This window comes from Heliomarina baculiformis (assembly GCF_019966545.1).
Classification (GTDB): domain Bacteria; phylum Pseudomonadota; class Alphaproteobacteria; order Rhodobacterales; family Rhodobacteraceae; genus Heliomarina; species Heliomarina baculiformis.
In genome coordinates, this window is record NZ_JAIMIC010000006.1 from 82,925 (window position 1) to 97,341 (window position 14,417).

A 14,417-nucleotide genomic window follows, 5' to 3' on the forward strand; every position below is an offset into this window, starting at 1 on the left:
CCTGTCGGATCGCGCAGCGATCCGAAACCCGTCAGTAAAGAGCAACCGGGTTGATGATCATCTGCACCGTTCCCCGGATCCTCGCCTGTCCGAGCACGAACATGAACTCGTTCACGCCCTCGCGCAGCAGCGGACCGGTATTCATCGTCTCGAGGATGTAGATGCCGTTCTCCTTGAGGAACACCACATGGCCGTAAAACGCCCCATCCCCATCGGCTGGCGGGATCGGCTCCAGCCCCCAAGTATCGGCTCCGACCGCCATCGGGTTCAACGACGCGATATAGCGCGCCCCTTCCACGTTGATACCCGGCTCGCCCGAGACCCATGCCTCGGGCTCGCTTTCCAGCTTCCCCTCGGTCCAGCCGGTGTGGAACAGGACCACGTCGCCTTCGCGAATCTCCACCCCCTGCGCTTCGGCTGCGGCCTTAATCTCGGCCTCCCCAAAGTTTTCGCCTGCGTCCATCACGTCCTTGCCCGCATGGCTTGCCATGTCGATGATGACACCGCGCCCGACAAGGGGCGGAATGTCATGAACGCCAAGCTTGGTCAGACCTGTGATGACCGAAATCTCTTTTTCGTCCAGACAGTTGTAATAGTAACCCTTTTCGCCCAGATGCCCTAGCCCGTCGATCTGGCTGCCGATCCCGACCCAGGTTTGCAGGATATCGTCGTTGTAATTGCCGGGGTAGCCGAACTGGCTCAGCTTTTGGCCACCCTGCTGGTTGGGCTGCACCACCTGTAGGTTCAGCGACCGGGGCGAGAATGCCGGTGTCTCTGCATCGATGACGATGCCAAGCGGCATGGACTTGCCCTGCTTGATCAGCTTTGCGGCTTCGAGTGTCCGCTCGGGGCTGACAAGGTTTGCAGACCCAGCGGTATCCTCCGCCCCCCATTTCGACTCTTCACAGTCCTGCGCGCTGACCATCCCCGCAGTCAAGCCAACGACGCAAGCGACGCTTGCCAAGTACCTTAGTTTCAATGTGTATCCTCCCAGATATGTCACTGGGTGCAGAATGAATTTCCACAACCAGAAAGCGATCCGAGTTTCACACACATTCGTGATCTGGCAAGCTTTTTGAGGCGGCCCCCTTAAAGTACCGCAAGAGCTTGCCTTTTGCGCTGCGGCGCAGCGAGCGGTCAGCTCAGGCCTTGGGTTGCCATTTATCGGGATGCGCAGCTGCAAAGGCCGGGTGCTCGGCACAGGCCTTGGCGACCGCGCTTACCCGTGGCAGATCGTCGATCTCCGCGCCCCAGCGGTTGGCGTTATAGACCTGCGGCATCAGGCAGATATCGGAGAGTCCCGGCTGGTTTCCGCAGCAATAGGGGTTTTGCTCAAACCCTTCGAGCAGCTTTTCGAATGCCACCATCCCGGGCCGGATGAACCGTTTCATCCAATCGGCGCGGGCCTCTTCACGGCCGGTGATTTCCACCGCATAGGCGGCGACCTGAAGATTGCAGACGGGGTGGATATCGACAGCAATGGCATGGGCCAGCGCCGTCGCTTTCGCACGTGCAGCAGGCTCCTGCGGCAGCAGACCAAGGCCGCGTGTCTGGTCCAGATAGTCGAGAATCGCCAGCGATTGCGTCATCCGCAGACCATCAATGTCGAGAACCGGCACGAATCCCTGCGGGTTCCGTTCCAGATGTTCGGGCGTCTTGTGCTGCTTTGTCGGCAGGTCCACGGGGACCGATTTGTAAGTGATACCGGCGAGGTTCAAAGCGATGCGCAGACGATAGCTGGCCGACGAGCGCCAGAAATCGAAGAGAACCACGTCACTCATCGTTGTATTCCCGCGCTTTTTCCAGAATGTCCTTCAGGGTTTCGATGTCACCGACGCGGTTGGCTAGCATGAGCACCAGCCGGGCGTTCAGCGCGTGGCTCGCCGACTCGCTCAGTCCCGCGTGGGCATCCATCAGGGCATTGTAGAAATCGTCCTGATATAGACCGAGATTGTCGCTCATGCCGCCTGCTCCATCATTTTGCCCTGCGCCCGGGCGCAGGCGCGTTCAACGTCATGCCGGTCGGGTTCGCTGAAGACCGCACAGACGTGACCGTCTGGACGTATCAGGTAGACGCCCTGCTGCCCGTAACGTTTGGTGGCAAAACCATCGCGCGAGTTGAAACAGGGATATTCGCGGATCGTGTTAATGCCGATACGGGCCACGCCTGGAACGTCGGGCAGATCGACCTCGCCAAAACCGATCAGGCAGAATTGCGGTGGCACCACGTCGAGCAGCCAGGTGGGACCTTCGGCACCGTCGAGCGGCGCATCCAGCAGGGGCTGCCCCGGTTCCAGAGGCGCGACACCCGGGCTTTGCAACCGCATCCCCGCCAGCGAACAGGGCTGAGACAGGCGGCCCGAATTCACCAGCCGTCGTGCGAATGGCTGGTCATGGGCAAGCTTCAGCACTTCGGCGCGGAACAGGGCCTCAACCGGGGTCTTCGGCGTCATGAAATTCGTGGCGCGACTTGAGTTGAGGATGTTCTCGGCCGAGCCATGGCTGCGTTCCTCGTGATAGGTCTCGATCAACTCTGCGGGTGCCTCGCTTTTCAGCACCGCCGCCAGTTTCCAGCCGATATTGTCGACATCCTGAATGCCGCCATTGCCCCCCCGCGCGCCGAAGGGGCTGACCACATGGGCGCTGTCTCCGACAAAGATCACGCGGTTATGCACGAACCGGTCGAGCTTGATACAGCGGAACTTGTAGACGCTTACCCAGTCGAGCCGGAAGGGCTTGTCCCCGACGATGGCCTTGATCCGGGGCATTACTTTTTCCGGCGCGGATTCCGCTTTGCCATCGGCATCGACATCCAGTTGCAGGTCGATCCGGTAGATATTGTCCGGCTGGGCATGCAGCAGGGCGGACTTGCCTTCGTGAAAGGGCGGGTCGAACCAGAACCAGCGTTCCGGCACCGCATTTTCGCCAAAGGGACTGTCTTCCATTTCGATATCCGCGATCAGGAACTGTTCCTGAAAAGTCTGGCCGGTGAAATCCAGACCCATGCGTTCGCGTGTCGCGGAATTGGCCCCGTCGCAGGCGATGTAATATTCTGCGACCATTTCATAGGTGCCGTCGGGCGTTTCAACGGTCAATGTCACGTGGTCGCCGTGATCCTTGTGGCCGGTCACCCTGTTCTTGAAACGAAGCTCGATCAACTCGGGGAAGTCGCGGGCGCGTTCGACGAGATACTGCTCGACGTAGTATTGCTGGAGATTGATAAAGGCTGGGTACTTATGGCCATCCTCGGGCAGCAGGTCGAAATTGTAGATTTCCTGATCGCCGTGGAAATTACGCCCGATCTTCCAGGTCACGCCCTTTTCCAGCATCCGTTCACCGACCCCGAGCCGGTTGAAGATTTCCAGCGTTCGCTTGGCCCAGCAGATGGCGCGGCTGCCGACGGACACGACGTTGTTGTCGTCCAGAACCACGCTCTTGATGCCGCGCTGGGCAAGGTCGATGGCAAGCGCCAGTCCGATGGGCCCGGCCCCAATGATTGCGACCGGATAGAGAGCCGGCGCCGCGCCGGAAAGCTCTGGCGGCTTTACGTAGTCGAACGGCTCATACTTGTATCCGGCCATCGGAACTCCTCCCCTTGATCCCATTGCGGCGCACCAACTCCCCGACGCCGCATGAATAGGCGGCCCGGCAGTCGATCTGCCGGGCCGTGTTTTAGATCAGCCCTGAAGGGCCTCCCACATTTCGACGTCGCGCTGCGCGGTCCAGATGCGCGGCGTGTCGATATCCAGCGCCTCGTCATAGGCGCGGGCCACGTTAAACGGCAGGCAATGCTCGTAGATCGCGTAATCCTTGAACTTGGGATCACACTCGGCGCGCACCGCGTCCCATGCCTCTTTCAGCGTGCCGCCCTTGAGCGCGACACGTGCCGCCGGGCGATAGGTGGAACGCACGAAATCCTCGGTGGAATCGAGCGCCGCATTGACCATGTCGCGACCGACAAGTGCATCGCCACGCCCAGGCGCGATCGCGTCGAGATCGAAATTGCGGATGTTGTTCAGCGTCTTGGGCCAGTCATGAAAATGCCCGTCGCCGCAATAGCAGGCCGAGTGGTATTCGACGATGTCACCGGTGAACATGGTATTGGCATCCGGCACATAGGCGACGATATCGCCCGCGGTATGCGCGCGGCCTAAGTGCATCAGATCGACCCGGCGCTTGCCGAGGTAGACGGTCATGCGGTCGTTGAAGGTGGTCGTCGGCCATGTCAGGCCAGGGATGCTTTCATGGCCTTCGAACAGGCGCGGGAAGCGCTGGAATTCGCTGTCCCAGTCCTCCTGACCACGCTCTGCCACCATCGACCGGGCTTTTTCGCCCATGATCACGGTTTGCGCGTTGAAGGCGGAGCAGCCCAGGACCCGGACCGCATGGTAATGGGTCATCACCACATGGGTGATCGGCTTGTCGGTGACTTCACGCACCTTTTCGATCACCTTGTTGGCAAGGCGCGGGGTCGCCTGCGCCTCGACGATCATGACGCTGTCATCACCGATGATCACGCCGGAATTGGGATCTCCCTCGGCGGTAAAGGCCCAGAGACCCTCGCCCACTTCGGTGAAGGAGATGTTCTTTTCGCTCATGTCGCCCTGAGAAGCGAATGCCTTGGCCATGGTGGTGCCTTTCTTTTCAGTGTCGCGCCCGGGGCAGGTTCGGGAGCCTCCGGCGGGGATATTTTAAGAACCCAAAGAAGGGGTCAGCGTTTATACGGATCGTCGAGCGCCGGAAGGAGTTTGCCGGTGCAGTCGCCGAAGCCAATCGTGTAGCCATCGCCACGGGCGGCGCCGCGCAGGGTCAGCGTATCATTGTCTTCAAGGAAGCTGCGGGTCTCTCCGGTGTCGAGGGTGACGGGTTCCTTGCCGCCCCAGCTCAGTTCGATGAGCGAGCCGCGTTCGGTCTTGCCGGGGCCGGAGATGGTACCCGAGCCGAGCAGGTCGCCGACATACATCGGGCTGCCCGCCGTGCTGTGATGCGCGAGCTGCTGGGCCGAGGAGTAGTACATTTCCTTGTAGTTCGTGCGCGCGATGATGGTGGTTTCGGATTTGCCTTCGGGTGCGAGGGCGACTTCGAGTTCGATGTCATAGAGCATCGGACCGCAATCCTTGAGGTGGTCAAGCAGTTCCACTTCACGCTCAGGCGTATCCGTACGGAAGGGTTCGAGCGCCGGTTTGGTCACGATCCACGGGCTGATGGTGGTGGCCGTCGCCTTGGCCTGGAAGGGACCGAGCGGTTGATATTCCCAAGCCTGGATATCGCGAGCAGACCAGTCGTTCAGCAGCACGTAGCCGAAGATATTGTCATCGGCCTCCTGCACAGTTATCGGGCCGGTGCTGTCGGTGCCGACAATGGCCCCCATTTCCAGTTCCAGATCGAAGCGGGCGCAGGGGGCGAACCGGGGCTTGTCGTCATCCGGGCCCTTGAGCTGGCCCCAGGGGCGGCGGATCTCGGTGCCGCTGACATAGACCGAGGAGGCGCGCCCGTTATAGCCGATTGGGATGTGCAGCCAGTTGGGGGGCAGCGCGTTTTCCGCGCCCCGGAACATCGTGCCGATATTGGTGGCGTGATGCTTGCCTGCGTAGAAATCGGTGTATTCCGATACCATGAAAGGCATGTGCAGGGTGGCATCCGCCATCGGGACAAGCAGTTCCTCGACCGCTTCCCGCTCATCCGCGCCGTCGGCCAGCAGGTCGGTCAGCCGCGCGCGCAGGGCGGCCCAGACGGCGGGACCTTCGGCCATCAGGTCGTTCCAGAAAGGGACATCGAACAGCGGATAATCGGCCAACGCGATCAGACCGGTTTCCTCGGCCGCCGCCATGTCGAGGATCATGTCGCCGATGGCGACGCCGCAGCGGGGTTCATCCTCGCCGATGGAGAATACTCCGTAGGGCAGGTTGTTCAGAGGAAACGGATGCGCCGGGTCATTTGCGCTGTCGATCCAGCTTTTCTTGAGGGGCATGGTGGTCCTTTTTGATTTGGGCCGGAGCGGCGGGCGCGATCAGTCCTTGTCGCGGTTGCGTCTCTGCAACCAGCGGATACCGACGAAAAGCGCAGCGAAGATGACGATCCAGAAGATCAGGTCGAGCAGAGCAGTGTTCATTTCTTGCCGGGTGTCCCGTCGAATTTCTTTTCGATATCGCTCCAGCAGTCGATGTAATCGTCCTGCAGCGGCGCTTCCTCGGCGGCGAAGCGGGTCAGGTGCTGCGGGAACCGGGTTTCGAACATGAATGACATGGTCTGATCCAGCTTGTCGGGGCCGAGATTGGCGTTGGACGCCTTTTCAAAGGCCTCCTTGTCGGGCCCGTGCGGCAGCATCATGTTGTGTAGGCTCATGCCGCCCGGGACGAAGCCCTGCGGTTTCGCATCGTACTGGCCATAGATATTGCCCATCAGTTCGGACATGACGTTCTTGTGGTACCAGGGCGGGCGGAAAGTATCCTCCATCACCATCCAGCGTTCGCGGAACAGCACGAAATCGATATTTGCTGTGCCTTCGACCCCGCTGGGCGCCGTCAGTACGGTAAAGATCGACGGATCGGGATGGTCGAACAGGATCGACCCGATGGGGCAGTAATTGCGCAGGTCGTATTTCACCGGCGCGTAATTGCCGTGCCATGCCACCACATCCAGCGGCGAATGACCGATCCTGGTCTCATGGAACTGGCCGCACCACTTGATCGTCACGGTCGAGGGGGTTTCGCGGTCCTCAAAGGCGGCAACGGGCGTTTTGAAATCGCGCCGGTTCGCCATGCAGTTCGCGCCGATCGGGCCACGGCCGGGCAGGTCGAACTTCTGGCCGTAATTCTCGCAGACGAAACCGCGCGCTGGTCCTTCGAGCACTTCGACACGGTAGAGCAGCCCGCGCGGCAGGATGGCGATTTCCTTGGGCTCAAGGTCGATGATGCCAAGCTCGGTTGCAAAGCGCAGGCGTCCCTCCTGCGGGACCACCAGCAATTCACTGTCGGCGGAATAGAAATAGGCGTCCTCCATCGAGGTATTCACGAGGTAGATATGGCTTGCCATGCCGACCTGCGTGTTCACATCGCCCGCCGTGGTCATGGTGCGCATCCCAGTCAGCCATGTCAGGCTTTCGCCGGCATGGGGCACCGCGTCCCATCGGTATTGGCCCAGCGAGGTGACGTTTTCGACCACATGCGGCGCCGATTTCCAATAGGGCAGATCGATGCGTTCGTAGCGGTGCGAATGTTTGACCGAGGGGCGGATGCGATAACACCAGGTACGTTCGTTCTGATGGCTCGGCGCGGTGAATGCCGTGCCGGAAAGCTGTTCGCCGTACAGACCGTAATTAACCTTTTGCGGGCTGTTCTGGCCCTGCGGCAGGGCGCCGGGCAGCGCTTCGGTTTCGAAATCATTGCCGAAACCGGGCATGTAGCCTTCGGTCGTGCCAGCGGATTGCGCCGCCTGCACCATATTATGCGGGTTGCTGGGCCGATTCATATGAACTCCTCCCCTTGTTCTGGGCATGAGGTAATAGTTGATTTTGTAACTAACAACCGGCAAGAAGACCTGATGAGTGAAAAAGATGACTTCGACCTGCAATATTTCCTGCCCTACATGCTGAACCAGGCGGCAGAGGAGTCCAGCATCGCCTTTCAGCGCCATTACAAGAATCGATATGGCATGCTGCGGACCGAATGGCGGGTTCTTTTCCACCTCGGCCGCTATGGCGAGATGACCGCCAAGGAGATCGGTGAACGCGCCCGTATTCACAAGACAAAGGTCAGCCGCGCCGTGCAAAAGCTGGCCGATCGCCGGTTCCTCACCCGAAAGAAGGACGAAAACGACCGCCGCTCGGAGCGGCTTGAACTGACGCAGGCGGGGTTGGCCGCTTATCGCGATCTGCGCGACGTGGCGCAGGAATACGACGCCAAACTGGTGTCTGGTTTCGATGCTGAAGACGTTGCAACCCTGCGCCGATTGCTGGCCCGGCTGGCGGGGTAGCGACCGGTAGTACCGAAATATCATCCGCACCGGATGCAGGGCATATTAAATACAACCTCCGAAGGAACCGAAAGCGGGGTAAATGGTTCATTATGGCTGGCCAGACCGGCCTTGGGGGCATGACACATGCAGATTTTCGCCTGTCCGGAATGCGGACAAAACCTCTACTTCAGAAACACCCAGTGCGCCTGCGGCCAGCAGGTGTTTTTCGATCCTGACCGACAGGTCATGCTTGCCGATGGTAAGGCCTGTGCCAATCGCGAAGAGATCTCGTGCAACTGGATCGCCGAGACCAATGGCTATTGCCGGTCTTGCGCAATGACGGAAACCGTGCCGGATACCGACCACCCCGAAAACCTTCGGCTTTGGCTGGAAACGGAAACAGCCAAGCGCTGGATGCTGGCCAACCTTTCCCGCTGGGGCTGGTTCACGCCGTCGGACAAAGGCGCGCGCCCGGTTTTCAAGTTGCTGTCGGAAAACACGGCAAAAGGCGAAGCCGACGTCATCATGGGTCATGGAAACGGGGTCATCACCATCAACGTTTCCGAAGCGAGCGACGCGACCTTGAGCGAAAGACAGGAAAAGCTGGGCGAGCTTTACCGGACCATGCTCGGCCATATGCGGCACGAGATGGCGCATTTCCTGCATCTGCGGCTAAGCGAGGAAGACGGGTTTCCCGACCGTTTCCGCGCGGTGTTCGGTGATGAGCGCGAGGACTACGGCCAAGCGCTCAAACGGCACTACGATCAGCCGAAAGAAGCGGGAGAGCAGTACATCACCAGCTATGCGAGCGCGCATCCGCATGAGGACTGGGCCGAGACAACGGCGCATCTTTTGCACCTTGTCGATCTGCTCGACAGCGTCGCGGCAACGCGGCTTTCCCTGCCCGAAGGCCCGCCCGACGGGTATGACACTTATGCGGACGATGATTTCGAGCGTATCCTGACCTGGGCCATCGACACATCGCTGGCGGTCAACCATATAAACCGGGCGATGGATCTTGCCGATCTTTATCCGTTTGTCCTGAAACCGGCGGTACGGGACAAGCTTGGGTTCGTTCACACACATCTGCGACGGGGGTGAATTGGCAACGGGCAGGCCGGAACCCGGCCCGCCCATTGCCTTATGTCAAAGCGCCTCGATAATGGTGACGTTGGCGATACCGCCGCCTTCGCACATCGTCTGGAGACCATAGCGTTTGCCGCGCGCCCGCAGCGCATGAACCAGCGTGGTCATCAGCTTTGCGCCTGATCCGCCCAGCGGATGGCCAAGCGCAATGGCCCCGCCGTTGACGTTCAGCTTGTCAGGGTCCGCGCCCGTGTGCTGAAGCCATGCGAGCGGCACCGGCGCGAAGGCTTCGTTGACCTCGTAAAGATCAATGTCTTCGATCTTCATTCCGGCCCGTTTCAACGCCTTGTCCGTGGCAAAGAGCGGTTCCTCCAGCATCACCACCGGATCGCCCGCCGTCACCGTCAGCTCGTGTATCCGCGCGAGCGGCGTCAGACCGTGTTCCTTGAGCGCGCGTTCAGACACGACCATCACGGCCGCAGCGCCGTCGCAGATCTGGCTGGCGTTCCCGGCGGTGATCTTGCCGCCCTCGACCAATGTGCGCAGGCCGCCGATGCTCTCCATCGTGGCATCGGGACGAATCCCCTCGTCCCGCGTGTGCATCTCGCTGCCATCTTCAGTGCGGATCTTGAGCGGCAGGATTTCATCGTCAAACGCGCCGCTATCGGCCGCCGCCGCCGCGCGCTGGTGGCTTTTGAGCGCGAAAGCGTCCAAATCCTCGCGGCTGTGCTGCCATTTGTCCGCGATCATCTCCGCGCCGGTGAATTGTGAAAAGATGGTCTTCGGATAATTCCGGTCGATACCCGGGCTTGATGGGCTGCCCGGCTGCGGATGTTTCGACCAGCGACCGGTAGATCCCATGGCCACGCGACTCATGGATTCCGCACCGGCAGCGATGACGACATCCTGTACCCCGGACATGACCGCCTGCGCGGCAAAATGGATAGATTGCTGCGAGGACCCGCACTGCCGGTCGATGGTTACCGCCGGCACCGAGCGCGGCAGGTTCGAGGCGAGAACCGCATTGCGCCCGAAATGCAGCCCCTGCTCGCCTGCCTGACTGACACATCCCATGATCACGTCATCCACCGCATCCGGCGCGACACCGGCGCGCGCAACGACTTCGTCCAGCACGGCAGCGGCCAAATCGACCGGATGCCAGCCGCTGACCCGACCGTCGCGCCGACCGCCCGCCGTGCGCGTGGCGGCGACGATAAATGCTTCTCCCATTGTTTTCTCCTCCCTGTTTATCGGCCCTGCCGGCTTACAGCTGCGCGCTGGGTCTCGACTTGATGTTCTCGTGCCATGCCTGCGTCGCGGTGAAATCTTCCGGAATGCTCAGCTTGATGACTCGCGCAAATTCCACAAAGACAAAGGCGGTGATATCCGCCAGCGTCAGGTGATCGGTCGCAAGGAAGGGGCTTTCGCGCAGCCGGTTCTCGAGCATGTTGAAAAACGACTTGGCCCGTTTCATGCCCCGTTCGGCCAGCTCGGGGATCTGCTCGACATTTTCCTGACCGGTCAACGCCCTGCCTTTCATCCGGGGGTTGCCATTGCGCAGGGCTTCGGCGATGGGCTGGCCGCCCTGTATCTCGGCAACCGCGTTCCACATCAGCACCTGCCCCTTCTCCTCGGGGTTACGACCCATCAAAGGCGGCTCGGGGTGAAGCGCTTCGAGATAGGCGGCGATCCCTAGGTTTTCCGTCAGCGCGCTGCCGTTCTCGGTTATGAGCACGGGGACCGTGGCGCGCGGATTGATCTTCAGAAACTCCGGCGAAAGCTGTTCGCCCGTGCCGATCGAGATTTCACGGGTTTCAATCGTCAAACCTTTCTCGGCAATGAACATGCGTGCCCGACGCGGGCTCGGGGCCGTGCTACAGTCGTAAAATATCATGAAATCCTCTCCCACCGTCGGAACCGGGCAATGCCCGTTCGGACCAGAACTCTCCCAAGCCCTGACCTTAACAGGCAAATTGCGCGGCACAATCAGCCGGGGGGCAAGAAAATTTAATTTTCTTGTTAAATTTTCCTCGAAAATTTGGCGGCGTCGTCAGATATGATCCGCGACCGAGCGCGCGATCACCAGTTCCTCGTTGGTCGGAATGACAAGAATCTCGGCAGTCCCGTTACCGATCCTCGTTTCTCTCTGCCGGTTTGCCGTTTGATCGAGAGAAAGTCCCAGAAACCCGAGCCCCTCGACAACCCGCTCGCGTATATCGGTTGCGTTTTCGCCGACGCCACCGCTGAACACCAGCCCATCGAGACCGCCCAGCGCGGCGGCCATCGACCCGATTTCACGCCTGAGCCTCGCCAGGTAATAGTGAAGCGCCAGCGAAGCCTCCGGCGCTTCACTCGCTAGAAGTTCGCGCATGTCATTGCCGATCCCTGACAATCCTTTCAGCCCGCTATCGTGATATAGCAGCCGGGTCAGCTCCGCTGACGACATGCCTTGATCCATCAGGTAAAGCATCACACCGGGATCGAGCTGTCCGGGACGTGTCCCCATCACCAGGCCATCCAGCGCCGAGAACCCCATTGTCGTGGCGATACTTTGCCCGTCCAGCAGACCGCAAAGCGACGCTCCGTTACCTAGATGGGCAACCACCACCCGGCCTTTGGCAAGGTCGGGATGAACGCGGCGCAACTCCCCGGCGATGTAGTTGTAGGACAGGCCATGAAACCCGTAACGCCGGACGCCCTGTTCGTAATAGTGCAGAGGCAGACCGTAGGCATCGTTCACGAAAGGCTTCCTGCGATGAAACGCCGTATCGAAACACCCAATCTGAACCGCATGCGGAAAGGCAACCTGCGCAGCCAGAACCGCCGAGAGATTATGCGGCTGATGCAGCGGGGCCAGAGGCACCAGTCTTTCCAGCGCCTCCATCGTAGCGGGATCGAGCCGTGCCGGTTCGCCAAAATCCGGCCCGCCATGCACGATCCTGTGCCCGACACCGGCTACTTTTCGACCTTCCAATAACGGTTCGACCATGGTCAGGATGGCCTGCACCGCCGTTTCGTGATCTGTCGCATCGATTGAAACAGGCTTATTACCGGCCAGCTTCAGCTCCGCCGCGCCGCCGATATTTTCCACCTGACCGACATGCAACAATTCGGGATCACCATCGCCGGTCAGGTAAACCGAGAATTTGATCGAAGAACTTCCAGCGTTCAGCGTCAGGATCGCACTCATTCGACAGTACTCCGCGCTGCGTGGAGCGCTGCGACCGCGCAGGAAGCCAAGCGCGATTTGTCGTCATCTGCCCGGCTGGTCAGGATGACCGGGCATCTGGCCCCCATCACGATTCCGGCTGACTGGGCATGGGCAAGATAGGTCAGTTCCTTGGCCAGCATATTGCCAGCTTCCATGTTCGGCGCCATCAGGATTTCGGCCCGGCCCGCCACGAGCGACTTGATGCCCTTGGTCATCGCGGCCCCGAGGTTGATCGCGTTGTCCATGGCCAGCGGCCCGTCCACCAGACCGCCGGTGATCTGGCCGCGATCCGCCATTTTCGACAGGATCGCCGCATCCAGCGTCGATGGGATCGCCGGGTTGACCTTTTCCACCGCCGACAACACGCCGACCTTCGGCTCGTCGATGCCGATGGAATGGGCAAGATAGATCGCGTTCTGGATGATATCCGCCTTGGCCTGCAGGTCCGGAGAGATGTTTATCGCCGCATCCGTTACCATCAGCAGATGCTCAAGCCCCGGCACATCCATGACAAAGACATGGCTCAACCGGCGCGAGGTGCGCAAACCCGTCTCGCGCTTGACGATGGCCCCAAGGAAGACGTCCGTGTGCAGATGGCCCTTCATCAGGGCAGCCGCCTGCCCTTCGTGCACGAGTGCGACCGCCCGTTCCGCAGCCGCCTTGTGATCGGGCACATCGATGATCTGGTAGCCCGCAAGGCTCATGCCCGCTGCCTCGCCAGCCGCGACGATCTTTTCGGGATCACCGATCAGGATCGGGGTGATCAGCGTGTGCTCCGCCGCCAGTAATGCTCCGGCCAGCGCATCGGGTTCTTCCGGCGCGACAACGGCGGTCGGGATCGGATCGAGCGGCGCGGCCAGTTCCAGCAGCCGGTCGAAATGCTTGTGGCTGCGCACCGTCAGCCCCGGCACATCAAGCGCCGTGAAATCCAGCGGCCTCTCGGGCGCGACCACCTGTGCCTCGCCCTCGACGATGGGGCGTCCGTCTTCAGTTTCGACCAAGGTATCGAAGCTGACAAGCCTGCCTTCGCCCTTGGCAGTCAGACGCACCTTGATCCTGAGCGTATCCCCCGCATGGGCCTGATTGACGAAACGCAGGGTCTGGCTGTGATAGGTCGTGCCCGGCCCGGGGAGGTCGCAGCCAAGCACGGCTGATATCAGCGATGCCATCCACATGGCCGGGGCGATGGCCTCGGGCTTGCCGTCCCCGTCGCCGTCCACCCGGGGCAGGTTCATCGGGTTCATGTTGCCCGAGGAATTGGCAAAGACGTAAAGATCCTCTGCCTTGAGCACGCGGGTCTGTTCCGCTTCCATGCCGACGCTCAGCGCATCATAGGGGGTGTTCTTCATGGCCCGTTTGGCTGGCTCGTTCATTGCTCTGCGTTCCTATTGCGAATTCTGGCCGGATTGGCGCAAGGGGCGAAAATGGCCGTGCACAACCCGTACAGCATCCGTACACAACTTATATGCCGCTCGTATGTCACCTCGTGGACAGGTCAGAAGCGGAATTACCGGCGGTAGACAAAGCAGCGGCCTTCGACTGCGCCGGTCGGCAGCGGCAATTCCGTCAGATTCTCGAAATACATCCGGTCGCTCGACACCATCAGGCCGCCCTCGGCCAGCAGCGGCTCGACAAGCGGTGAAATCTCGCGCGCGAAGATATCGTTCTTGGCGCGGTTATGCCCGCCGAGATCGGCGTGGATCAGGCTAGCGACCGGGCCGAACCGCTCAAGCGTGGCAGGCAGCGTTTCATGCACGTCCCCGAGGATCGTGAGGGATTCCGGCGGGGTGGAATCCGGGTGCGAGGCGATTGCGCGTTCGAAGACATAGATGTCGCGGCCTTTGATCCGTTCACGCATGTGGTGATAGGTGCGACCGTTGCCAAGACCAAGTTCGTACACCGGCCCGGACATCAGCTCCGTTTCGGCAATCGCGTAGTCGAGACAGGCGCGCTGGGACACCATCCGGTCGATAAACAGGTCAAGGCGGCTCATTCGATGGTCACTCCTGTAAGGACGGCCGAAATTCCCGGCCTGCCCGCAAGTCATGCCAAAAACATTAAAGGATGTGTAGGCTTGGCGACACATTCCTCTCATCTGAACATGCAATTGGTGTTTGACTAGCTGGTAAAGCGCAAGCGAAGGTGACCGAGCTTGGAAACTTTG

Annotated in this window: 14 protein-coding genes; 2 read left to right on the forward strand and 12 right to left on the reverse strand. The window is 60.6% G+C overall.

Annotated elements, in window-relative coordinates:
• Window positions 1-31 precede the first annotated feature (31 nt).
• From MF268_RS14780 to hmgA, 7 genes are all read right to left on the reverse strand, one after another.
• On the reverse strand, window positions 32-979 hold the full coding sequence (locus MF268_RS14780) for a cyclase family protein (protein ID WP_238371636.1): 948 nt from the start codon (window positions 977-979) through the stop codon (window positions 32-34).
• Window positions 980-1,142: 163 nt separating this feature from the next.
• Complete coding sequence (gene maiA, locus MF268_RS14785; protein WP_238371637.1) at window positions 1,143-1,781, reverse strand: maleylacetoacetate isomerase; 639 nt, start codon at window positions 1,779-1,781, stop codon at window positions 1,143-1,145.
• Window positions 1,774-1,962, reverse strand: coding sequence for a DUF2783 domain-containing protein (locus tag MF268_RS14790; protein ID WP_238371638.1), 189 nt, complete (start codon window positions 1,960-1,962; stop codon window positions 1,774-1,776). Before MF268_RS14790 ends, maiA begins: the two co-directional genes overlap by 8 nt.
• Window positions 1,959-3,581 carry an FAD-dependent oxidoreductase gene (locus MF268_RS14795; RefSeq protein ID WP_238371639.1) on the reverse strand — a complete coding sequence of 541 codons (1,623 nt, stop codon included), beginning with the start codon at window positions 3,579-3,581 and terminating at the stop codon, window positions 1,959-1,961. Before MF268_RS14795 ends, MF268_RS14790 begins: the two co-directional genes overlap by 4 nt.
• Before the next feature lie 96 nt (window positions 3,582-3,677).
• Window positions 3,678-4,628, reverse strand: a complete 951-nt coding sequence (locus MF268_RS14800) for an MBL fold metallo-hydrolase (protein WP_238371640.1) — start codon at window positions 4,626-4,628, stop codon at window positions 3,678-3,680.
• A gap of 83 nt (window positions 4,629-4,711) precedes the next feature.
• Window positions 4,712-5,971 carry a fumarylacetoacetase gene (fahA, locus tag MF268_RS14805; protein WP_238371641.1) on the reverse strand — a complete coding sequence of 420 codons (1,260 nt, stop codon included), beginning with the start codon at window positions 5,969-5,971 and terminating at the stop codon, window positions 4,712-4,714.
• 137 nt (window positions 5,972-6,108) lie between these two features.
• Window positions 6,109-7,470, reverse strand: a complete 1,362-nt coding sequence (gene hmgA, locus MF268_RS14810; protein ID WP_238371642.1) for a homogentisate 1,2-dioxygenase — start codon at window positions 7,468-7,470, stop codon at window positions 6,109-6,111.
• A gap of 72 nt (window positions 7,471-7,542) precedes the next feature.
• Here hmgA and MF268_RS14815 point away from each other — a divergent pair, with 72 nt between their 5' ends.
• Both MF268_RS14815 and MF268_RS14820 read left to right on the forward strand, forming a co-directional pair.
• Window positions 7,543-7,974 (forward strand): MarR family winged helix-turn-helix transcriptional regulator, encoded by a 432-nt coding sequence (locus MF268_RS14815; protein ID WP_238371643.1) that lies wholly within the window; start codon window positions 7,543-7,545, stop codon window positions 7,972-7,974.
• Window positions 7,975-8,100: 126 nt separating this feature from the next.
• The gene (locus MF268_RS14820) at window positions 8,101-9,057 is read left to right on the forward strand and encodes a zinc-binding metallopeptidase family protein (RefSeq protein WP_238371644.1); all 957 of its coding nucleotides are present in this window, start codon (window positions 8,101-8,103) and stop codon (window positions 9,055-9,057) included.
• A 45-nt stretch (window positions 9,058-9,102) separates the two neighbouring features.
• On the opposite strand, the gene MF268_RS14825 is transcribed toward MF268_RS14820, so the two are convergent.
• The 5 genes from MF268_RS14825 to MF268_RS14845 all read right to left on the reverse strand — a co-directional run bounded on the left by MF268_RS14825 (window position 9,103) and on the right by MF268_RS14845 (window position 14,246).
• Complete coding sequence (locus MF268_RS14825) at window positions 9,103-10,272, reverse strand: acetyl-CoA C-acetyltransferase (protein ID WP_238371645.1); 1,170 nt, start codon at window positions 10,270-10,272, stop codon at window positions 9,103-9,105.
• Between the two features lie 34 nt (window positions 10,273-10,306).
• A complete protein-coding gene (locus MF268_RS14830; protein WP_238371646.1) occupies window positions 10,307-10,936 on the reverse strand; it encodes a glutathione S-transferase family protein in 630 nt (209 codons plus the stop codon).
• 156 nt (window positions 10,937-11,092) lie between these two features.
• Entirely contained in the window at window positions 11,093-12,232 is a 1,140-nt protein-coding gene (locus MF268_RS14835; RefSeq protein WP_238371647.1) for an acetate/propionate family kinase, read from the reverse strand.
• Window positions 12,229-13,626: a bifunctional enoyl-CoA hydratase/phosphate acetyltransferase gene (locus MF268_RS14840; protein WP_238371648.1), complete on the reverse strand. Its 1,398-nt coding sequence runs from the start codon at window positions 13,624-13,626 to the stop codon at window positions 12,229-12,231. Before MF268_RS14840 ends, MF268_RS14835 begins: the two co-directional genes overlap by 4 nt.
• Before the next feature lie 134 nt (window positions 13,627-13,760).
• The gene (locus MF268_RS14845; protein WP_238371649.1) at window positions 13,761-14,246 is read right to left on the reverse strand and encodes a class I SAM-dependent methyltransferase; all 486 of its coding nucleotides are present in this window, start codon (window positions 14,244-14,246) and stop codon (window positions 13,761-13,763) included.
• Window positions 14,247-14,417: the final 171 nt, after the last annotated feature.